The sequence below is a fragment of the Stenotrophomonas sp. RG-453 genome, from assembly GCF_033843685.1.
Taxonomy (GTDB): domain Bacteria; phylum Pseudomonadota; class Gammaproteobacteria; order Xanthomonadales; family Xanthomonadaceae; genus Stenotrophomonas; species Stenotrophomonas bentonitica_A.
In genome coordinates, this window is the sequence record NZ_JAMYED010000008.1 from 199,098 (window position 1) to 219,725 (window position 20,628).

The 20,628-nt window shown below is 69.6% G+C and carries 16 protein-coding genes; 7 read left to right on the forward strand and 9 right to left on the reverse strand.

From position 1 onward, the window contains the following. Positions 1-55: 55 nt before the first annotated feature. Complete coding sequence (locus tag NJD74_RS16255) at positions 56-979, reverse strand: LysR family transcriptional regulator (RefSeq protein WP_319624577.1); 924 nt, start codon at positions 977-979, stop codon at positions 56-58. A gap of 91 nt (positions 980-1,070) precedes the next feature. Between NJD74_RS16255 and NJD74_RS16260 the strand changes: the two genes are divergently transcribed. The 4 genes from NJD74_RS16260 to NJD74_RS16275 all read left to right on the forward strand — a co-directional run bounded on the left by NJD74_RS16260 (position 1,071) and on the right by NJD74_RS16275 (position 4,771). Beyond that, complete coding sequence (locus NJD74_RS16260; protein ID WP_070474163.1) at positions 1,071-2,078, forward strand: zinc-binding alcohol dehydrogenase family protein; 1,008 nt, start codon at positions 1,071-1,073, stop codon at positions 2,076-2,078. Between the two features lie 37 nt (positions 2,079-2,115). Further along, positions 2,116-3,699 (forward strand): DNA recombination protein RmuC, encoded by a 1,584-nt coding sequence (gene rmuC, locus NJD74_RS16265; protein WP_070474161.1) that lies wholly within the window; start codon positions 2,116-2,118, stop codon positions 3,697-3,699. An 86-nt stretch (positions 3,700-3,785) separates the two neighbouring features. Next, positions 3,786-4,154, forward strand: coding sequence for a hypothetical protein (locus tag NJD74_RS16270; RefSeq protein ID WP_070474159.1), 369 nt, complete (start codon positions 3,786-3,788; stop codon positions 4,152-4,154). Positions 4,155-4,210: 56 nt separating this feature from the next. Continuing rightward, positions 4,211-4,771: a glutathione peroxidase gene (locus NJD74_RS16275; protein ID WP_070474157.1), complete on the forward strand. Its 561-nt coding sequence runs from the start codon at positions 4,211-4,213 to the stop codon at positions 4,769-4,771. 56 nt (positions 4,772-4,827) lie between these two features. Here the strand turns inward: NJD74_RS16275 and NJD74_RS16280 are convergent, their stop codons facing one another. From NJD74_RS16280 to NJD74_RS16305, 6 genes are all read right to left on the reverse strand, one after another. Then, entirely contained in the window at positions 4,828-5,826 is a 999-nt protein-coding gene (locus NJD74_RS16280; protein WP_070474156.1) for a VacJ family lipoprotein, read from the reverse strand. A 1-nt stretch (position 5,827) separates the two neighbouring features. Next, positions 5,828-6,139 carry an STAS domain-containing protein gene (locus NJD74_RS16285; protein WP_019183996.1) on the reverse strand — a complete coding sequence of 104 codons (312 nt, stop codon included), beginning with the start codon at positions 6,137-6,139 and terminating at the stop codon, positions 5,828-5,830. Beyond that, entirely contained in the window at positions 6,129-6,791 is a 663-nt protein-coding gene (locus NJD74_RS16290) for an ABC transporter substrate-binding protein (protein ID WP_019183995.1), read from the reverse strand. Before NJD74_RS16290 ends, NJD74_RS16285 begins: the two co-directional genes overlap by 11 nt. Further along, entirely contained in the window at positions 6,788-7,315 is a 528-nt protein-coding gene (gene mlaD, locus NJD74_RS16295; RefSeq protein WP_019183994.1) for an outer membrane lipid asymmetry maintenance protein MlaD, read from the reverse strand. Before mlaD ends, NJD74_RS16290 begins: the two co-directional genes overlap by 4 nt. A 117-nt stretch (positions 7,316-7,432) precedes the next feature. Continuing rightward, positions 7,433-8,182 (reverse strand): MlaE family lipid ABC transporter permease subunit, encoded by a 750-nt coding sequence (locus NJD74_RS16300; RefSeq protein ID WP_019183993.1) that lies wholly within the window; start codon positions 8,180-8,182, stop codon positions 7,433-7,435. Further along, complete coding sequence (locus tag NJD74_RS16305; RefSeq protein WP_070474222.1) at positions 8,182-8,970, reverse strand: ATP-binding cassette domain-containing protein; 789 nt, start codon at positions 8,968-8,970, stop codon at positions 8,182-8,184. The genes NJD74_RS16300 and NJD74_RS16305 overlap by 1 nt, the downstream gene beginning before the upstream one ends. 224 nt (positions 8,971-9,194) lie before the next feature. Between NJD74_RS16305 and recC the strand changes: the two genes are divergently transcribed. From recC to recD, 3 genes are read left to right on the forward strand one after another with little or no spacing between them, the layout of a single operon-like run. Continuing rightward, entirely contained in the window at positions 9,195-12,542 is a 3,348-nt protein-coding gene (gene recC, locus NJD74_RS16310) for an exodeoxyribonuclease V subunit gamma (protein WP_319624578.1), read from the forward strand. After that, complete coding sequence (gene recB, locus NJD74_RS16315) at positions 12,539-16,180, forward strand: exodeoxyribonuclease V subunit beta (protein ID WP_319624579.1); 3,642 nt, start codon at positions 12,539-12,541, stop codon at positions 16,178-16,180. Before recC ends, recB begins: the two co-directional genes overlap by 4 nt. Beyond that, the gene (gene recD, locus NJD74_RS16320) at positions 16,177-18,072 is read left to right on the forward strand and encodes an exodeoxyribonuclease V subunit alpha (protein ID WP_319624580.1); all 1,896 of its coding nucleotides are present in this window, start codon (positions 16,177-16,179) and stop codon (positions 18,070-18,072) included. Before recB ends, recD begins: the two co-directional genes overlap by 4 nt. 14 nt (positions 18,073-18,086) lie before the next feature. Here the strand turns inward: recD and NJD74_RS16325 are convergent, their stop codons facing one another. Beyond that, the gene (locus NJD74_RS16325; protein ID WP_019183988.1) at positions 18,087-18,482 is read right to left on the reverse strand and encodes a hypothetical protein; all 396 of its coding nucleotides are present in this window, start codon (positions 18,480-18,482) and stop codon (positions 18,087-18,089) included. Positions 18,483-18,567: 85 nt separating this feature from the next. Beyond that, positions 18,568-20,625 carry an FUSC family protein gene (locus NJD74_RS16330; RefSeq protein ID WP_319624581.1) on the reverse strand — a complete coding sequence of 686 codons (2,058 nt, stop codon included), beginning with the start codon at positions 20,623-20,625 and terminating at the stop codon, positions 18,568-18,570. Between the last annotated feature and the right edge of the window lie 3 nt (positions 20,626-20,628).

Consider the following 20,628-nt stretch of genomic DNA (forward strand, 5'->3'; position numbering starts at 1 on the left):
CGACTCGACTACGGGGAAGGGGCATTGTCCGGCAGCCGCGCGCCGGGCGATAGCGTCAGCGCGCGCCGGCCGGCAACCCGGCGAGCAGCGGCTGCAGCCGTTGTTCGAACATCGCATGCAGCTGGCGGATCGCCGGGGAGAACTGCTTGCGGTGCGGGCACACCAGGTTCAACGGCAGGCTGTCGCCGGCCCCGTCCAGCAGCACCTGCAGGCGCCCGGCCTGCACATCGGCGCAGATATCCAGCCACGACTTGAACACGATGCCTTCCCCCGCCACCGCCCACCGCCGGACCACGTCGGCATCGTCGCAGACCATGTTGCCGCGCACCGGGATCACCGTGCGGCGGCCATCGGCCTCGAAGCTCCAGCGGTCATACGCACGCCCGGCCAGCTGGTAGAGCAGGCAGTGGTGCTCCTTCAACGCGTCCAGGCTGTCCGGCGTGCCGTGCCGGGCCAGGTAGTCCGGTGAGGCGGCCAGCACCCGCCGATTGCCGGGCAGCAGGGGCAGGGCGACATAGCTGGCGTTGTCGAACCGGCCCAGGCGGAAGGCGATGTCGACCGGATCGCGGAACACATCGGCCACTTGGTCGGACAACTGCAGGCGCAGCTGCAGCTTCGGGTGCGCGGCGCGGAACTCGGTCAGCCACGGCAGCAGCAGGTTGCGGCCCAGGTCCGATGGCGCCGCCACCTGCAGCGTGCCGCGCAGCTCGGCATCCTCGCCACGCACTCGGGCCTCGCCCTCGCGCAGCGCGGCCAGCACCTCCTGCGCGTAGGGCAGATACAGCGCGCCCTCGGCGGTCAGGCGCAGGCTGCGGGTGGAGCGCACGAACAGGCGCAGGTCCAGCTCGCGCTCCAGCCGCGCCACCGCCGCCGCGACCTGGCCGGGCAGCAGGTCGGCCTCGCGCGCGGCGTTGGAGAAGCTGCCCAGCGCCGCCGTGCGGACGAACAGGGCGAGATCGTCAAACCGGACCATTTTCATTCCTGGAGTGAAAGTGCTGCCCGATTTTGCGCCTTTCTCCGCTTGGCCGTGAAGCGCAGTCTGTCCGTCTTCCCCAACGGATCTCCCCCCGATGAAAGCCGTCGCCTATACCCAGCATGGCCTGTCGATCAGCGACCCCGCCGCGCTGGTGGACATCACCCTGCCGATCCCCACGCCTGGCCCACGCGACCTGCGGGTCGAGGTCCGGGCGATCTCGGTGAACCCGGTCGATACCAAGGTCCGCAACGGCGTGGCGGTAACCGAGCCGCGCGTCCTCGGTTTCGACGCGGTCGGCATCGTGGATGCGGTCGGTGACGAGGTGACCCTGTTCCAGCCCGGCGACGCGGTCTTCTATGCCGGTGCGATCGGCCGCGCCGGCAGCAATGCCGAGTACCAGCTGGTGGACGAGCGCATCGTCGGGCACAAGCCGGCCAGCCTGGATGACGCTGCCGCCGCGGCGCTGCCGCTCACCGCGATCACGGCCTGGGAGCTGCTGTTCGACCGCCTGCGCATCCCCGAGAACGGCGGTGAAGGCCAGACCCTGCTGGTGATCGGCGCGGCCGGTGGCGTCGGCTCGATCCTGGTCCAGCTGGCCCGCCAGCTGACCCGCCTGACCGTGATCGGCACCGCCTCGCGCCCGGACACCCAGGACTGGGTCTACGCGCTGGGCGCGCACCATGTGATCGATCACACCCAGCCGCTGGGCGAAGGCCTGCAGCGCCTGGGGATCGCCGAGGTCAGCCACGTCGCCAGCCTGACCCATACCGACCAGCACTACGACCAGATCGTCGCCGCGCTCGCCCCGCAGGGCCAGCTGGCGCTGATCGACGACCCGGGCCAGCTCGATGTGATGGCACTCAAGCGCAAGAGCCTGTCGCTGCACTGGGAATCGATGTTCACCCGCTCCAGCTTCAACACCCCCGACGTGCAGCGCCAGCACGAGCTGCTCGAGCGCGTCGCCGCGCTGATCGACGCGGGCGTGCTGCGCACCACGCTGGGCGAACACTACGGCCGCATCAACGCCGCCAACCTGCGTCAGGCGCACGCCCTGATCGAGAGCCACCGCGCGCGCGGCAAGCTCGTGCTCGAAGGGTTCTGACGCAGCCAATGAGACCGCCGCGGCCTACACTTGGCGCATGCAAACCGAATTCCTCATTCTCGGCGGCCTGGTGTGTGCCGTCCTCGTGCTGCAGCTGCTCGCGCTGCTGCGGCGTTCCGGCAACGGCGGCCTCGAACAGACCCTGCGCGAGGAAGCGCGGGTCGGCCGCAGCGAACTGCGTGAGCAGCTCGAAGGCCTGGGCCGCCAGCAGGATGCCCGGCTGGAGAGTTTCGCGCGCGCGCTGACCGATCTCTCCACCCGCACCGACCAGCGCCTGGACCTGCTGCGCGATGCGCTCGGTGAAGACGCGCGCAAGGCCCGCGAGGAAAGCACGCTCAGCCAGCAGCGCACCGGCGACCTGCTGGCACTGCGCATGCAGGAAGTGCGTGCGCAGCTGGAAGCATTCGGGCAACAGCAGCAGGCGCGCATTGAAGCGTTCGGCCAGCAGCTGGTGGACCTGACCACCCGCACCGACAGCCACATGGCCGCGCTGCGCCAGGCCCTGGCCGAAGACGCGCGCCTGGGCCGCGAGGAAACCGGGCAGTCGCAGCAGCGCCTGGGTGAATCGCTGGGCCTGCGCCTGCAGGAAATGACCCAGCGCAACGAGCAGCGTATCGGCGAGATGCGCGCCACGCTCGAGCAGCAGCTCAAGAGCCTGCAGAGCGACAACGCCGAGAAGCTCGACCAGATGCGCGTGACCGTGGACGAGAAGCTGCAGACCACCTTGGAAACCCGCCTGGGTGCTTCGTTCCAGCTGGTCTCCGAGCGGCTGGAGCAGGTCCAGCGCGGGCTTGGCGAGATGCAGCAGCTGGCCACCGGCGTGGGCGACCTCAAGCGCGTGCTGACCAACGTCAAGAACCGCGGCAGCTGGGGCGAAGTGCAGCTGGACAACATCCTCGAGCAGACGCTCACCCAGGAGCAGTACGCGCGCGGCGTCAAAGTGCGCCCGGACAGCAACGAGATCGTGGATATCGCGGTGCGCCTGCCGGGTCGTGGCCACGAAGACACGCCGGTGTGGCTGCCGATCGATTCCAAGTTCCCGCGCGAGGATTACGAACGCCTGCTCGATGCGCAGGAACAGGGCGATGTCGAGGGGGTGCGCGTGCAGGGCGCGCAGCTGGAGCGCGCGATCCGCATCCAGGCCAAATCGATCTGCGACAAGTACATCGCCCCGCCGCACACCACTGATTTCGCGGTGATGTTCCTGCCGACCGAAAGCCTGTACGCCGAAGTGATCCGCCGCCCCGGCCTGATCGACCTGCTGCAGCGCGACCACCGCGTGGTGGTGGCCGGCCCGACCACCGTCACCGCGCTGCTCAACAGCCTGCAGATGGGCTTCCGCACGCTGGCCATCGAACAGCGCTCCAGCGAAGTGTGGGGCCTGCTCGGTGCGGTCAAAAGTGAGTTCGGCAAGTTCGCCGGCATCCTGGAAAAAGCCGAGAAGCAGATCACCACCGTCGGCCGCAGCCTCGGTGAAGCCAGCCGCAAGACGCGCACCATCGAGCGCCGCCTGCGCAGCGTGGAAACGCTGGGCAGCGAACAGACCCAGGACCTGCTCGGCGACATGAGCGGCGAGGACGAGGACGTGGCCGGCGACGAGACCAGCGCCGCGCAGGAGTGAGCGCCGACGCCATGCATGCAGGCGATCACGCATGCTGCGCGGCACACGCTCTGCCCTGTCTCTCTTCCGCCTTCCAAGGAACGCCGATGCGCCTGACCCTGATGCTGTCCCTCCTGCTCGCCCTGGCCGGGTGCAGCAGTACGCCACCTGTCGATACCCCTGCCGACACCGCGGCGACCACCTCCGCCACACCGAGCGCTGCCGCATGCACCGCCGCCGGTGGCAGTCTGCAGCCGCTGGGTCGCCTGCAGCGCGTGCAGTGCGTGGTGCCCTACGCCGATGCCGGCAAGGTCTGCAGCGCCAAGGCCGACTGCAGCGGCCAATGCCTGGCCACGAGCGATGTCGCGCCGGGAACGGCCGCGCGCGGCGTCTGCCAGCGTGATGTCAGCCAGAACTTCGGCTGCCGCCAGCGCATCGATGGCGGCGTGGCACTGGGCACGATCTGCGTCGACTGAGCTTCCCGCGGCACGGCTATGCTGTGCCTCCCCTGATCCAACGCAAGGAACCTGCCGTGAGCCAGACCGTCTACGACATCCCCGTCACCACCATCGAAGGTCAGCCGACCTCGCTGGCCGATTACCGCGGCAAGGTGCTGCTGGTGGTCAATGTCGCCTCCAAGTGCGGCCTGACCCCGCAGTACGAAGGTCTGCAGGCGCTGTACGCCGACAAGCAGGCCGCCGGCCTGGAAGTGCTGGGCTTCCCCGCCAACAACTTCCTGGCCCAGGAACCGGGCAGCGAAGCGGACATCCAGCAGTTCTGCCAGCTCGAGTACAACGTCAGCTTCCCGATGTTCGCCAAGATCAGCGTGGCCGGTGAGGACACCCATCCGCTGTACCAGCAGCTGACCGCCGCGCAGCCGACCGCCACCGGCGAAGGCCCGATGCGCGAAAAGCTGCAGGGCGCCGTGGCCAAGTACCCCGAGCTGGTGGTCAATGCCGCCCCGGGCGTGCTGTGGAACTTCGAGAAGTTCCTGATCGGCCGCGACGGCCAGGTCATCGCGCGCTTCGCCCCGGACGTGCCGGCCGACGATACCCGTCTGGTGGCCGCGATCGACGCCGCGCTGGCGGCCTGATCGGCTGACGCGGGAACAAAAAAAGCCCCGCTTCGGCGGGGCTTTCTCGTGGGGGATCAGTTACCCCAGTTCGGCATCGGCATCGCATCGACCGGAATCGGGGCGTCCGGATCGTCCTTGCCGCGCGCATGCTTGCCACGCAGGTCGTTCTCGATCTGGTAGTTGCGGCGCTGCAGCCATGCATCGCGCACGAGCGAATACTCGTCCACGGCGTTGTCGCGCATGTCATCGACCGCCAGCAGCTGCGAACGCATGTCCACCAGCTGCAGGCCCTGCAGGCCGATGCGGATCTTGTCCTCTTCGATCGTGCGGATCGGCGAGAGCGGCATGTCGCCGGCCAGGCCGAACACATCGCGCACGGTACGCGGGCCGAAGAACGGCAGCTCCACGTAGCGCGAACGGCGCCAGCCCCACGTGCCCAGGGTCTGACCGAAGTCTTCCTTGCGACGCGGCACCATGGCCTTGCTGGCCGGATCGAACAGCCCGCCGATACCCAGCGTGGAGTTCATCAGGAAGCGGCCCAGGCTGTCCCAGGCATCGTCCGGACGGCCCTGCAGCAGCTGGTTGGTGATCGTCACCGGTGCGCGCAGGTTGCTGAAGAAGTTGCTCACGCCGGTGCGGGCGAAGCGCGGCACCACATTGGTGTAGGCCACCGCCAGCGGGCGTGCGACCGCACGGTCGACCACGTTGTTGAAGCTGTGCACCTTGCGGTTGAACGGTTCCCACGGATCGTACGGGGTGCCGCTGGGCTCGGTGCCATCCGCGCTCGGGGCGGGCCCGCCGTACAACGCAGCGAAGTCGTCCTCGGCGTTGGTCGGCGCGGTGCCGGCCGTGGCCGGTTCCGCCGCCGGGTCGGTACCGGCCTGCGCGGCCGGGGCCGTGCTGTCGGCGACGGCGTCGGCCGGTACCACGGGCGTGTCGGCCACATCGGCCACCGGTGCCGCCGCAGGGGCGACCTCGACGCTGACCGGTGCGCTGTCGCGTGCGGGTTTGCCGGCACAGGCGCTCAGGGCCAGCGCCAGCACGAGGAGGGGGAGGGTGCGTATGACGTTCATGTCAGCTCGCCGCAGAAAGGGCATGGAAATCCAGGGTGGGTGCCAGCCGGTAGGCGGCACTGAGGTCGGTGAAACCGTCCGGGCTGCCGATGATCGTCGGCGCGGTCCCGTTTGCACGCAGGCGTGCGGCCAGCTCGGCCAGCAGGGCCAGGCCGGCACTGTCCAGCTTGCTCACCGCCGCCAGATCCAACTGCTGCACGCCGTCCAGCGCGGCCAGCGAGGGCCACAGGGCCGTCACCGCCGCGCGGTCGAGCACCCCACTGAACACCAGCGAGGCACCGTTGCGCTGCACGCTGGCGCTGTTACTTGCCACGCGGGGCCTGCCCGGCCTGCATGCTGCCGTTGCGCAGTTCGGTGGCGACCTGCTGGATCGACTTCTGGCGCAGCGGGGCGTCGAACTGGGTCTTGAAGGTCTGCACGTAGGAAATGCCTTCGATCATCACATCGAAGATCTTCCACTGGCCGTTGACGTTGCGCATCAGGTAGTCGACCGGGGTCGGCTCGTTGCCGGCGCGGATCAGCTCGGTGGACACGCGCACGCCGCGGTTGCCCGGCAGCGGCGACTCGCTCTTCAGGCGGAAGGTCGGCTTGCCCTGGATCTCGAGCAGGGCCGAACCGTAGCGCTGCATCAGGTTGTCGGCCATCGCATCGGCGAACAGCTTGACGTCGGCATCGGAGGCGCCGCGGCCGTGCACGCCCAGCACCAGGCGGGCGGCGTAGTCGCGGTCGAAGGTCTTGTTGAGCTCGCTGTTGATGAAGTCACGCAGCACGGCCGGGTTGGCCCGGAACTCGGTGCGGCGCTGCTGCAGCGAGGTCAGGATGCGGGTGCTGGCGTCCATCACCGCCTTGCTGGCCTGGCCCTGCTGGGCGGCAGCGGCAGCGGGAGCGGCCTGGGCGAAGGAGAGCGAGGGCGTGGCGGCGAGCAGGGCCGAGGCCAGCAGCGCCGGGATCAGGGTCTTTTTCATGGTTGCGGTTCCGTTGCAGGCGCAGGCGCGCCGTTGCCATCGTGGGAGTCAGCGCCACCGGTATTGGCCGGACCGCTGAACATGTACTTGCCGACCAGCTGGAGCAGGTCCACCGCCGGCTGGGTGAAGACGATCTCGTCGCCGGACTTGAGCACATCCGGGTCACCGCCCGGCTGCAGACCGATATAGCTCTCGCCGAGCAAACCGCTGGTGAATATGCCGGCCGAGGTGTCGGCCGGCAGATCCTTGAACTTGCCGTCCAGCTTGAGGGTCACGATCGAGTCGAACTTCTGGGGATCCAGTTCGATGCCCGAGACCTGGCCGATGGTCACGCCGCCGATCTTGACCGGCGCCTGCTTGCGCAGCTGGCCGATCTGGGTGAAGCGCGCCTTGAGTTCGTAGCCGCTGCCGCCGGTGCCCCACCGTTGATTGGTGGAGGCCACGGCCAGCACCAGCAGCGAGGCCAGCGCCAGCAGCAGGAACGCGCCGACGGAAAATTCGAGTCTGGGACCGCGGATGGCCATGGGATATCTCACTGTTCTTTGTCAGGTGCCTGGACAGGTGTCCGGGCGGGAAGTCTTTGCGTACTCAAGCGGGGGTGCTGGCCAGGGACAACGGCCGTACCGACCAACGGTCGGTACCTACTGGAACATCATGGCGGACAGCACGAAGTTGAAGACCAGCACCAGCAGCGAGGCGTTGACCACCGCGCGCGTGGTGGCGACCGACGTGCCTTCGATCGTGGGTTCGGCATGGAAGCCGACATAGGAAGCGACCAGGGCCGCGGTGCCGCCGAAGATCGCCGACTTCAGCATCGCCACACCGAAGTCGTCCCAGAAGTCCACGCTGTTGCTCAGCGCCGACCAGAACACGCCGTTGTCCAGGCCGAGCACATGCACGGCCTCGAAGTAGCTGGCACTGATCGCCAGCGAGCAGAAGATGCCGGTCAGCAGCGGCACGGTCAGCACCGCCGCCCAGAAGCGCGGGGCGACGACCTTGGCCACCGGGTCGATGGCCATCAGCTCCAGCGCCTTGATCTGGTCGGTGGCGCGCATCAGGCCCAGTTCGGCGGCGATCGAGCTGCCGGCGCGGCCGATGAACAGCAGTGCGGTCAGCACCGGGGCCAGTTCGCGGTACAGCGAGAGGCCAAGCAGCGTGGACAACGCATCGGCGGCGCCGAAGGTGGTGAGCGTGCGGTAGCCCTGCAGGGTCAGCACCAGGCCCACGAACGCGCCGCCTACGGCAATGATCGGCAGCGAACGTGCGCCGATCTTGTAGATTTCGCGGGTCAGCTCGGCAAGGAAATCGGCGGTCGGCAGCGAGCCGCGCAGTACCGTCAGCGAGAACAGGCCGGCGCGACCGAGCGAGCGGGTAGCGTCAACGAACGGCATCAGGCAACCCTCGCACGTGGTGCGGCATCGAAGGGGATCGGGCCGTCCGGCTCACCATGCAGGAACTGCCGCAGCAGCGGGTCCTGGCTGGATTCAAGTGCGGCCGGGCTGCCCTGGAATACGATGCCGCCGTTGGCGATGGCGATCACCTGGTCGCAGATCGGCAGGGTCTCGTGCACGTGGTGGCTGACGATGATGCTGGTCAGCCCCAGGCTGTGGTTGAGGCGCTGGATCAGGCTCATGATCACGCCCGAGGCGATCGGGTCCAGCCCGGTCAGCGGCTCGTCGTAGATCATCAGCGGCGGGTCGAGCGCAAGCGCACGGGCCAGGGCCACACGCCGCGCCATGCCGCCGGACAGCTCGCGCGGCCAGGCATCGGCAGCGGCCAGCAGGCCCACTGCGTGCAGCTTCATATGCACCAGGCGGCGCAATACGGGCTTCGGCAGGCGGGTATGGGTGCGCAGTGGCAGGGCCACGTTCTCGGCGACGGTCAGGTCGGTCAGCAGGCCATTGCCCTGCAGCAGCACGCCCACGCTCTTGCGCATCTCCAACAGCGCGCGTGCGCCGGTCGGAATGGGCTGGCCGAACAGGGTGACCTCGCCGGCCACCGGGCGCAGCTCACCGGTCAGCGCCGCCAGCAGCGTGGACTTGCCACTGCCCGACGGGCCAAGCACGGCGGTGATGCTGCCGCGCGGAACGGTCAGCGAAACGTCGCGCAGGATCGTACGTCCGCCGCGGTCGATGCGGACGTCGGACAACTGCACCAGACTCTCTTCGGAAACCGTCATGGGCGCCATTAACAAAATTCCAACGTTGTAAGATCGTGGTGAACGGCTGAACATAACCGAACTGGACCGTGCAGTATTGTCGCACGGGCGGGTGAGGGCAGTGCCGCGGCGGGCATGCCGTCACCTGCAACACAGCGTGTCGGGCCGGTGGTGGCCCGCGCCTTTTCCTCGTCCGCACCGCCAGCAGCGCTGCGTTCGTGCGTCGGCTACGGCACACTCCTGCGATGACCGACGCTGCTTCAGACTTTCGCCTGTACCACTCCAACTCGCTCGATGTGCTGGCCGCGCTGCTGGCCACGACGCTGCGCACGCCGGTGCCGGGCCAATCCATCCTGGTGCCGGAGGTGGTGCTGATCCCGCAGGTGGCGATGCGCCGCTGGCTGCAATCGACCCTGGCGGCCGAGTATGGCATTGCCGCCAACCTCGCGTTCCTCACGCCGGGTGAGGTGGTCGCCCGCGCCCTCAATGCCAACGTGCCCGGGGAACATGACGATCTCAATGCCGAGGGGCTGCGCTGGCGGTTGTATGCCGCCCTGCGAGACCCGGTGTTGATGGCGCAGCCGCCGATGGCGGCGCTGCAGGCGTATCTGTCCGCGGCCGATCCGCTCAAGCCATGGGCGCTGGCGGCCGAGCTGGCCTCGGTGTTCGAGAAGTACCAGGCGTGGCGTCGCGATTGGCTGCTGCGCTGGGACGCGGGCGCAGCGCCGAACGACCCGCAGGCGATCCTGTGGCGGCGCATCGCCGGCGGCGAGCAGTACCGTGCGCGCCGCATCGATGCCTACCTGGCCCGCTTCGAGGGTGCCGGGCAGCCGTTGCCGCAGGGCCTGCCGACGCGCGTGTTCGCCTTCGCCACCCTCAACATCTCCCCGGACGTGCTGCGGGTGCTGGCCACCCAGGCGCGGGTCGGCACGATGCACTTCTATCTGCCGACGCCGACCCAGGCCTATTGGGGCGATCTGCAGACCCTGGGCGAGAAGCTGCGCAGCGGCGCGCCCGATCCGTTCGGGGAGGCGGCGGGCGAGAACCGCCTGCTGCAGGCCTGGGGCGCGGCGGGTCGCGATTTCATGGCGGTGCTGGGCAGCTACGAGGTCGTGCACCCCTCCGGTGAGATCGCCGCGTACGACGATCCCGAAGAGGATGCGCGCCCGGACATGGCCGACGGCGGGCTGTCCGACAGCCTGCTGCACCGCCTGCAGCGCGATCTGTTCCACCGCCGCGGGCAGCCGGCGGGGGAGCTGCGCGAGGGGCTGCGCTACGACGACCCCAGCCTGCAGGTGCATGCCTGCCACACCCGCCTGCGCGAACTGCAGGTGCTGCATGACCAGCTGCGCGGCCTGCTGCAGGATCCGCGCTTCGATCCGCCGCTGCAGGCGCGCGACATCGCGGTGCTGGCACCGGACATCGATCCCTACGTGCCATACCTGGAAGCGGTGTTCGGCGGCCGCAGCGGCGGCGATGACCACATTCCCTATGCGCTGGCCGATACCAGCCCGCTGGCCGGCGAGCCGTTGGCCGATGTGTTCGTGCACCTGCTCGGGCTGCCGGTCTCGCGCTTCGGATTGAACGAAGTGCTCGATCTGCTCGCCAGTGCACCGTTGGCGGACGCCGCCGGCCTCGATGCCGTGGCGTTCGACCGCCTGCACGACTGGCTGCAGGCCGCCGGCGCGCGCTGGGGGCTGGATGCGGCCCATCGCGGCCAGCATAAGGCCCCGGTGGACGATGCGTTTACCTGGCAGTTCGCGCTGGATCGCCTGCTGCTTGGCCACGCCAGCGGCAGCGACGGCGATATCGCCGGGGTCGCGCCATGGCCGGAGCTGGAAGGCAGTGCGCTGGACGCGCTGGACCGCCTGCTCGGCCTGCTGCGCGTGCTGGCGCGCTACCAGCGGGCGCTCGGTGAGGCCATGTCGCCCGGGCAGTGGCGGCAGCGCCTGCTGGCCCTGCTCGATGCGCTGCTGCCCGAACCGCCGCAGGCGGCCAGCAGCCAGCGCGCGCTGGAGCGCCTGCGCAAACTGATCAACGAGTTCGCCCGCGATGCGGAGACCGCCGGCTTCGAGGGCGACGTGCCACCAGAGGTGCTGCGCGCCCATTTCGCCGGCGTGCTCGCCCAGGCCGATACGCGTGCACCGCTGTTGACCGGTGGCGTCAGCTTCGGCCGGATGGTGCCGATGCGCCTGCTGCCGTTCCGGGTGATCTGCGTGCTTGGCCTGAACGATGGCGACTTCCCGCGCCGCGATCCGGCCGCCGGCCTCAACCAGCTCACCGCCGAGCTGGGCACCGACAAGCGCCGGCATGGCGACCGCTCGCTGCGCGAGGATGATCGCTTCCTGTTCCTGCAGCTGTTCGCCTCGGCGCAGGACGTGTTCTACCTGAGTTATCTGGGCGCCGATCCGCGCGATGGCAGCGTGCGCGAACCCTCGGTGCTGGTCAGCGAGCTGATCGATGCCGCGGCCGAGTACCACCTGGATCCCCCGGCGGCGGCGCGCAGGATGACCGTGCGCCATTCACTGCAGCCGTTCGCTCCGGCCGCGTTCGGCGGGGGCGAGGAGCCACGGCGTTTCAGCTATCGCCGCCAATGGCACCCCGCCGCCGGCTCGCTCGGCGGTGCACGTCGCGCGCTGGCGCCGTGGTTCGCCACGCCGCTGCCGCCGATGGAGAGCAGCGCTGCCGAGCCGGAACTGAGCGTGGATGCGCTGCGTCGTTTCCTCACCGATCCGGCCAGCCAGTTCCTCTCGCAACGGCTCGGCCTGCGCCTGCCCGATGACGTGGACAACGGCGACGACGTCGAGCCGCTGGTGATGGCCGCGCGCGGCGGTGACACGGTGCTGCTGCAGCAGGCCGTGATCGAGGCCACCCTTGGGCAGGACGACACGCCGCTGTACCCACGGCTGCGTGCGCGGGCGCTGCTGCCCTCCGGCGCCCTGGGCGAACGGCAGTTCGCGCTGCTGCAGGCCCAGACCGAGCCTTACGCGCAGGCGCTGGCCCAGTGGCAGGCCGGTACCACGGCCGACAGCCGCCGCTACGAAGTGGATATCGACGGGGTTCGCCTGCACGGCCGCGTGGACGGAGTACATCCGCACGGGTTGGTGCGCCTGCGCCCGGGTCCGCTCAACGGTCGTGCCGCGATCCGCCAGGGCCTGGACTGGCTGCTGGCCAATGCCGCCGGCGATGTCTTGCCCCTGGTGCAGTTCCACGAGGCAGGCGATGACGGGCTGGGTCCGCACACGCTGCCGCCGCTGGGCGCCGAGCGCGCGCAGCAGGTGCTGCGTCGCCTGCTGCAGCTGCGCAGCGAAGGGCTGCGCGCGCCGCTGCTGTACGGCCCGTCCACCGGCTGGGTGCTTTACACCGCCGCCGAGGCCAGGCGCGAGGCCGAGGGCCGCGCCAAGTGGCACGGCAGCGACCGCACCTGGGGCGAGTCCACCGGCGCCGGCTACCAGCTCGCGCTGCGCGGCCACGACCCCTTCGCCAGTGCCGACAGTTACCGGCAACTGCTGCACAACAGCTTCGTGGTGTTCACCGCGGTGCGCGAAGGCCGGGTGTTCCCGGGCTTTGACGAGCAAGGAGCCCTGCGATGACCGACCACGACCTGCTCAACGATCCCTACCTGGCGCTGCCGCTGGACGGCGTGCGCCTGATCGAGGCCAGCGCCGGCACCGGCAAGACCTTCACCCTGGCCACGCTGTTCACCCGGCTGGTGGTGGAGAAGGGCTGGCGCATCGGCCAGATCCTGGCCGTCACCTTCACCGATGCCGCGACGCAGGAACTGCGCAAGCGCATCCGCGAACGGCTGGCCCTGGCCGCACAGCTGGTCGAGCGGGTGCCGACCGATCAGGACACTCCCGATGTCGCGTTGACCCGGGTGATCCTGCAACGCCAGCTCGCCCTCGGTGAAGAGACACCCGCCGCGCTGGCACGCCGGCTCCAAACCGCCGCCGACGAGATCGACCTCGCCTCGATCTTCACGATCCACGGCTTCTGCACCCGGGTACTGCGCGAACATGCGCTGGAGAGCGGGCATACCTTCGATCCGCCGACCCTGCTGCCAAGCGAACGCGAGCTGCACGAAGAACTGGCCGCCGACCTGTGGCGCCTGCATGCCAACGACCCGGCCACGGTCGATGCGCTGACCTGGCTGTGGTCCTCGCCCGAGGCGCTGGCAGGCGATCTGTCCACGCTGATCAAGCCGTTGCCGCTGCTGCCAGCGCGGCCCACGCGTACCTTCGACGATCCCGCCCCGCAACTGCGGCTCAACGCGGCTGCGTTGGCCGAGGCGATCCAGACGCACGTCGAAGACGCCCAGGCGCAGATCGCCGTGGCCTTCGACCGCAAGATCTTCGACGGCCGCCGTGCCAAACGGCCGAGCTTCGACAAGGCCTTCGGCGAGCTGTTGGCCGGCCGCAGCGCCCAGCACTGGCCGCGCGGCGAGAAGAGCCATCTGGGCAAGTTGTTGCCGGTACAGCTGCTGGCCTTCTGCAAGGACGGCATGGAAGGCCAGTGCCCGGCGTCGCCGCTGTTCGATGCGTTGCAGGCCTGGTGGCATGCCGCCGATGCTCGCGAGCAGTGGCTGCGCCAGCAGGCCACCGCGTTCCTGCATGATCTGCGCGACGAAGCGCGTGCGCGGCTGGCCGAGCTCAAGCGGATCGGCCGCGTGCAGACCTACGATGACCTGATCGATGGCGTTGCCGATGCCCTGGAAGGCCCGCACCGCGCCACCCTGGTGCAGCAGCTGCGCGCGCAGTATGCGATCGCGCTGGTGGATGAGTTCCAGGATACCGATGACCGCCAGTGGGGCATTTTCCAGCGTGTGTTTGGCGACTCGGAGGAGACCCGGGACGCGGGCCTGGCACCGGCGCTGTTCCTGATCGGCGACCCCAAGCAGGCGATCTACGGCTTCCGCGGCGGCGATATCCACACCTATCTCAAGGCCAAGCGCCAGGCCGATGCCGCGCCCGCGCTGGACCGCAATTTCCGCTCGCGTCCGGCGGTGCTGCACGCGATCGAAGCGCTGTACGCCAACGCCGGTGAGCGCGCCTTCCTCGAAGCCGACATCGCCTTCGAACCGGTGCACCCCGGCAGCACCCGGATGGATGCGGATTTCCTGCGCGACGGTCTCCCCGCACCTGGCCTGACCGTGCGCGTGCTGCACAACACCGAGGGCGGCGACCTCAAGGCCGATCCCTCGCGGCAGCAGGCCAGTGATGCCTGTGTGGCCGCGATCCACCAGATCCTCAGCGAAGCCCGGCAAGGGCGCGCGCTGCTGCGCGACGTGCCGGTGCAACCCGGCGACATCGCGGTGCTGGTGCGCTCGCACAAGGAGGCCACGCGCATCCAGCAGGCGCTCGGTGCGGTAGGCATTCCCGCCGTCGCTGCGGGCAAGCAGAGCCTGTATGCCACGCCCGAAGCGCACGACCTGCGCCTGTTGCTGCTGGCGCTGCTGCAGCCGGCCGACGAAGGGCGGCTGCGCGCCGCACTGTCGACCGTGCTGCTCGGCGAAGATGCCGAGGCGATCGATGCGCTGGAGCGCGAAGGCGATGCGCAGCGCTCCTTCCAGGTGCGGCTGCTGGAATGGCGTGAGCGCTGGCAGCGCGGCGGCCCGTTCGCGGTGATCGCCGATCTCTGCGCCGAACACGCCGAGCGCCTGCTGGGCCTGCTGGATGGCGAGCGCCGCCTGACCAACTACCTGCAGCTGGGTGAACTGCTGCAGCAGGCGGCCGGGCAGACGCTGGGCATGCACGGCCTGCTCGACTGGCTGCAGGTGCACATGGCGCATGCCGACCAGAACGACGAACAGCAGCTGCTGCGCCTGGAATCGGATGCGCGCCGCGTGCAGATCATCACCCTGCACAAGAGCAAGGGGCTGGAGTATCCGCTGGTGTTCCTGCCGTTCGTCGGCATCGGGGGGGGCGCACCGAACACCGAGGCCAACTGCACGGTGTACGCCAACGGCCGCCGCGAGCTGCACTGGAAACTGGACAAGGACGACAGCTGGAATGCGGCCAGCACGCGCAGCACCCAGGAACAGGACGCCGAAGACGCGCGCCTGCTCTACGTCGGGTTGACCCGGGCCGAGCACGCGCTGTGGATCGCCGCCGGTGATCTGGCCGGGCTGGCGAAGACCCGCCTGGCACCGATGCTGTCGGACCTGGAAGCGCTGCGTGCGCATCCGGACATCGCCGTGATCGAGGGCCCGGTGGAACCCCGCCCGGCGCAGCTCGCGTTCGAACGCGAGGGCGAACTTCCGCCGGTGCGCGCGCTGACCCGCCGCGTGCCGCACGACTGGTGGGTCTACAGCTTCACTCAGTTGGCGCATGCCGACGCCGGCCACGACACCGATGCCGCTGCCACTGAAGTGCCGGCCCCCGCCGCCGACGAACCGGCCGGCGTGGATCTCACCCTGGACGCCGAACAACCGGTCACGGCCAGCGACGAAGTCGACCCGCGCTTCATGGGCAGCCGCTTCGGCAATGTGCTGCACGATGTACTGGAAAACACCGATTTCGCGCTGTGGGCCGGCTGGCAGGCCGGGCAGCCCGCACCCGGCGAGGAAGCCGAGGTGCTGCGTGCCTCGCTGCGCGCCGAAGGCTATGCCGAGGAAGACCTGGACGATGGCGTGGCCATGTTGACCGGGCTGGTCGGCCAGACCCTGACCGTGCCCCTGCCGGAAGGCGGCGCACTGCACGACCTGCCGGCCGATGCACGCCGTGCCGAGATCGAGTTCCACTTCGCGATGCAGCCGACCGCCGTTCCAGCGCTGCTGAGCCTGCTGCACGCGCACGGGCTGGTGCGTGACCGCCATGGCTTCGGCACCCGCCGGCGGCTGGAGGGGCTGATGACGGGCAAGATCGATCTCACCTACGTGCGTGCGGACCGCTGGTACGTGCTCGACTACAAATCCAATCGCCTGCCCGGCTACGACGCGGCGCGGCTGGCCAGCGCCATGCAGCACAGCGAATACGACCTGCAGGCGCTGATCTACACCGTCGCGTTGCACCGCTGGCTGCGCTTCCGGCTGGGCGCGCAGTACGACTATGCGCGCGACATGGGCGGTATCCGCTATCTGTTCTGCCGCGGCCTGGATGCCCGCCGCGACGACAGCCCGGGCCTGTATGCGCATCGCTTCGATCCGGCCCTGGTCGATGCCCTGGATGCCCTGTTCGCCGGGGGCGAACACGCCCAGGCACGCATGGCCGCGCGCGCACGGGGGGAGGCATGAGCTTGCTCACTACGCTGTACCGCGGCAATGCGCTGCGCACGCTCGATCACGCACTGGCGCAGAGCCTGCGCCGGTTGCGCCCGGATACGCCCGACGCAGTGTTGTTGGGTGCTGCACTGGCCTCGCTGGCGGTCTCGGAAGGGCACGCTGGTCTGGACCCGACCCAGCCGCAGCGGCTGATCGACGCCGAGATCGCGTGGCCCGCGCCCGAGGGTTGGCTGGCGCAGCTGCGCGCCTCGCCGTGGGTGGATGTGCCGTCCGCAGATGACGTGGTCGCCGGCGATGCACCGCTGGTGCTGGAAAACGGGCTGCTCTATCTGCGCCGCTACCGCGAATACGAACGTCGGCTCGCTGAAGGCCTGCAACGCATCGCCACGCATCCGCTGGCCGAGGCCGATCCCGGTACCTTGGCCACCCTGTTTGGCCAGCTGTTCCCGCAGGCGCGCGAGGGCATCGATCACCAGGCCCGCGCCGCCGCCGTCGCGCTGCGCCATCCGCTGGTGCTGGTGACGGGTGGTCCCGGTACGGGCAAGACCACCACCATCGCACGCCTGTTGGTGCTGCTGGCCGCCCAGGCAGTGCAGGCGGACCAGGCATTGCCACGGGTCGCGCTGGCCGCGCCCACCGGCCGTGCCGCCGAACGCATGGCCGAGAGCCTGCGCCTGGCCGTGCAGCGGCTGCGCCTGGTTGGCATCGCGCCGGCCCTGTGCGATGCGATGCCGAGCACCGGCACCACCCTGCATCGCCTGCTCGGGGTGATCCCGGATTCGCCGCGCTTCCGCCATCACGCCGACAACCCGCTGCCGTATGACGTGGTGGTGGTGGACGAGGCCTCGATGATCGATCTGCCGTTGATGACCAAGCTGGTCGAGGCGGTCGCCGATGGCAGCCGGCTGGTGCTGCTCGGCGATCCGGATCAGTTGCCCTCGGTGGAAGCCGGCGATGTGCTCAGTGCGATCCTGCATGCCAGTGGCGATGGCCTGGGCACCCAGGCTGACGACGCGCAGGCATTACGCGCGCTGCTCGCGCCCGACGCGCTGCAACCGCTGGCACCGCCACGCCGGTTCGCGGGCCGGCGCGTGCAGCTGCAGCGCGGCTACCGGCAGACCGACGCGCTCGATCTGGCGCCGCTGGCGCATGCCGTGCGCGAGGGCAACAGTGCCACCGCACTTGCCCTGCTACGCGTGGGCACGCTGGCCGGTGTGCACTTCCACGAGGACCAGAGCGACCCGCTGCAGCATCATCGCGAGCACCTGCTCGGGCATTGGCGTGGCCTCGGCGAAGCCGCCGATCCCGGCGTTGCGCTGGCCAATGCCGGCCGCATCCGCCTGCTCACCGCCGTGCGCGAAGGCCCACAGGGCGCGCGCGGGCTCAATGCCCGCATCGAAGCGCTGCTGGCCGGTGTGCCGCGGCCGGGCATGGCGCCGGGTTACTTCCACGGCCGGCTGCTCCTGATCACCGAGAACAGCTACCGGCACCGCCTGTTCAACGGCGACATCGGCATCTGCCTGATGGATCGGCACGGCAGTGTCACGGCGTGGTTCCCCGGTGAGACGCCGGACCAGCCGCGCGGCTTCCACCCGGGTGCGTTGCCCGCACATGAGAGTGCGTTCGCGATGACCGTGCACAAGGCACAGGGCTCGGAGTTCGATGAGGTCTGGCTGCAGCTGCCGCGACGCGACAACCGCGTGCTGTCGCGCGAGCTGATCTATACGGGTATGACCCGCGCGCGGCAGGCGCTGCACGTGCTCGGCAGTGCGGAAGTGTTGGAGGCCGCCTTGGCGCGGCATGCCAGCCGTTTGTCGGGCCTGGCGGCGCGCCTGCAGGGCGGCCAGGGAGACGCAGTAGCCGACGCCGTCGTGACGGCGCCGGCCCAGGGGCAGTTGTTCTAGCCCCGTGTCCGGTCTTACTCCGGAATCACCACGGTGCCATCGGGGAACACGATGGCGCCGTCACCGCTGACATCGAAGAAGCCCAGCTGGTGGGTGTTGGCCAGCACCTGCACCAGGCCATGCGCGTTCTCGGCCACCTCGTCATCGAACGAGGCGTAGACCACGTGCTGGCCGATGCTGTAGTCGGTCACCTCCGGGCGGTCGTCTTCCTCATCGGACAGCGGACCGTCCATCGGCGGGTAATGCTCGGCGAGCGCGGCGAAGAACGCCTGCAGCGCCGGCACCGACACGGCCGGGTCGTCGTAGTCGTGTGTCTCGTTCCACTCGGTCTGCGCGTCGTACCACTGCAGGAAGGCCTCGGCCTCGCGCGGCGCGACGGCGGGGTCGAACACCATCAGGTCGTAACTCATCGGGAATCACCTTGATCCATGCGCAAATGCATGCGTCAGGATAGCCCTGATCGGCGCGGACCGGCCGGCGCGCGCCGGGGCCGGTTCAGCGCGGCGCCGGCAGGCCCGGTGTTGCCGCGGCGGGATCGGCGGCGGCCTCGATGACCGGTGCCTCGGGGAACAGCGCATAGCGCAGCCCGATCAACCCCATCAGGGCCTCGTCGCGGGCCTTGCCCGCCTCCACGGTCTGCACGCGCTTGAGCGAGGCCTCCAGCCGTGCCTGAAGCCCGGGCGGTGCCGGCAGGGGGCGGCGTTTGGCCGCCTGCGCGCGGTAGTACGCGGCGATGTCGTCCAGGATGGCCTCGATCGCGGCCACGCTGGCCGCCGGCAGGCCGTGCCGCGAGCGGCGCAGCTGCAGGATGTTCAGGCCGATCCGCGCTTCGGTGAGCATGTCCACCGAGGCGATATCGCTGCCTTCCGGGGTGGCCGCCAGGCGCGGTGCGAGCAGGCCGAGCAGATCAAGCATGCGCGCGGCGAACTGCTGGCGGTCCTGCTGGCCACGGCCCTCGGCCGCATCGGCCAGCGTGTTCCAGCCCTGGCGTACCAGCCGGCGTGCGGTCCACTCGGCACCCACCGAGCGGAACAGCCGCGTCATCACCACCGCAAAGCCAATGCCGATGAACATCGCCACGGCCGAATTGATGAAGCTCTGGATGTTGGCGCTGTAGGTGTTCTGCACATTCAACAGCGCGACCAGATTCACCGTGAGCGGCAGGCCGATCAATGCCGTCTTGGGCCGATGCAGCAGCAGGCCCAGCGGCAGGAAGATCACCGCCAGCACCAGCACCAGGCTGCCGAAGTCGTGCACGGCCGGGAAGATCCCGAACAGGTACACGCCGGCCACCAGGCTGGCCACGATTGCCCAGAGCAGGAAGGACAGCATGCTTGGCGCCGGATCATCCTGCGCGGCGAAGAACGCGGCGGCCACCGCGGCCATCATCGCGCCATTGCCGCCGCCCTCCCAGCCGAGCCCGATCCACAGCACGCAGTAGGTCATCAGGGCGACACCGGCACTGGCCGCGGAGAACAGCGCCATGCCGTAGTCCACATGGCGCACATGGTCCACGCGCTGGGTGCGCACGCGGTAGTGCGCGGTATCGCTCGGCGCGGTGCCGGCGTCGATGGCGGCGTGCAGGGTGGTGCAGTCCTGCCAGAGATCGACCAGCTCTTCCAGGCGCAGCAGCAGGGTGACCAGCAGCAGGTGATCCAGCTCGCCATCCACCGCCGGCTTGAGCGCGACGATGCGCGCGCGCAGCGTGGCGTAGGCGCTGGCACTGGAGCGGCCGGGCTGCTCAAGCCACTGCGCCAGATCGGCGATCAAGGGCTCCAGCCCCGGTGGCAGCGCGCGGCCACCCGCGCGCAGCGCACCGAGCCGGTCGGCGATCGAGGACAGCACCGGCAGCATCAGCAGCATGCGTTCGCGCAGGCGCTCCATCGAGACCGCCGCCCCGGCGTGGCGCGGGTCGTCGCGACGCATGAACTCGATCAGCGCTTCGAACTGCACCAGATCGGCCGCCAGGCGGTTGCGCGGTCCATGCGCGTGACCGCGCGAGAGGATCTGCCGGCACCAGTCGGCGGCATCGGCCATCCAGCCGCCGATCCGCGCGCGCAGCATCGGCCGCACCGAGGCGGGGAAGAACAGCGAGGCGAACAGTACCGCCACCACGGTGCCGAGGATGATCTCCTCGCTGCGCGCCACCACGGTGTCGAAGATGGTGTCCGGCGAGGTCACCGCCGGGAAGCCGATGAAGGCGGTGGTGTAACCGGCCAGCAGGAACGCGTAGCCGCGCGGGCCTCGGTTGAGCAGGGCGATGAACAGGCAGGTGGACAGCCACAGCGACATCGCCGCGCTCAGCAGCAGCGGGATTTCCACCAGGTGCGGCAGCATCCACAGCGTGGCCGCGCCGGCGATCAGCGTGCCGAGGATGCGGTAGGCCCCCTTGGCGCGGGTCGGGCCCAGCATCGGCTGGGTCACGATGTAGACCGTGGCCATCGCCCAGTACGGGCGCGAGAGATTGCCGGCCAGCCCGATGTACAGCGCTGCCAGCGCCGCCAGGAAGGTCTTGACCGAGAACAACCAGGCCTGTCTGTCCAGCAGCAGCATGGC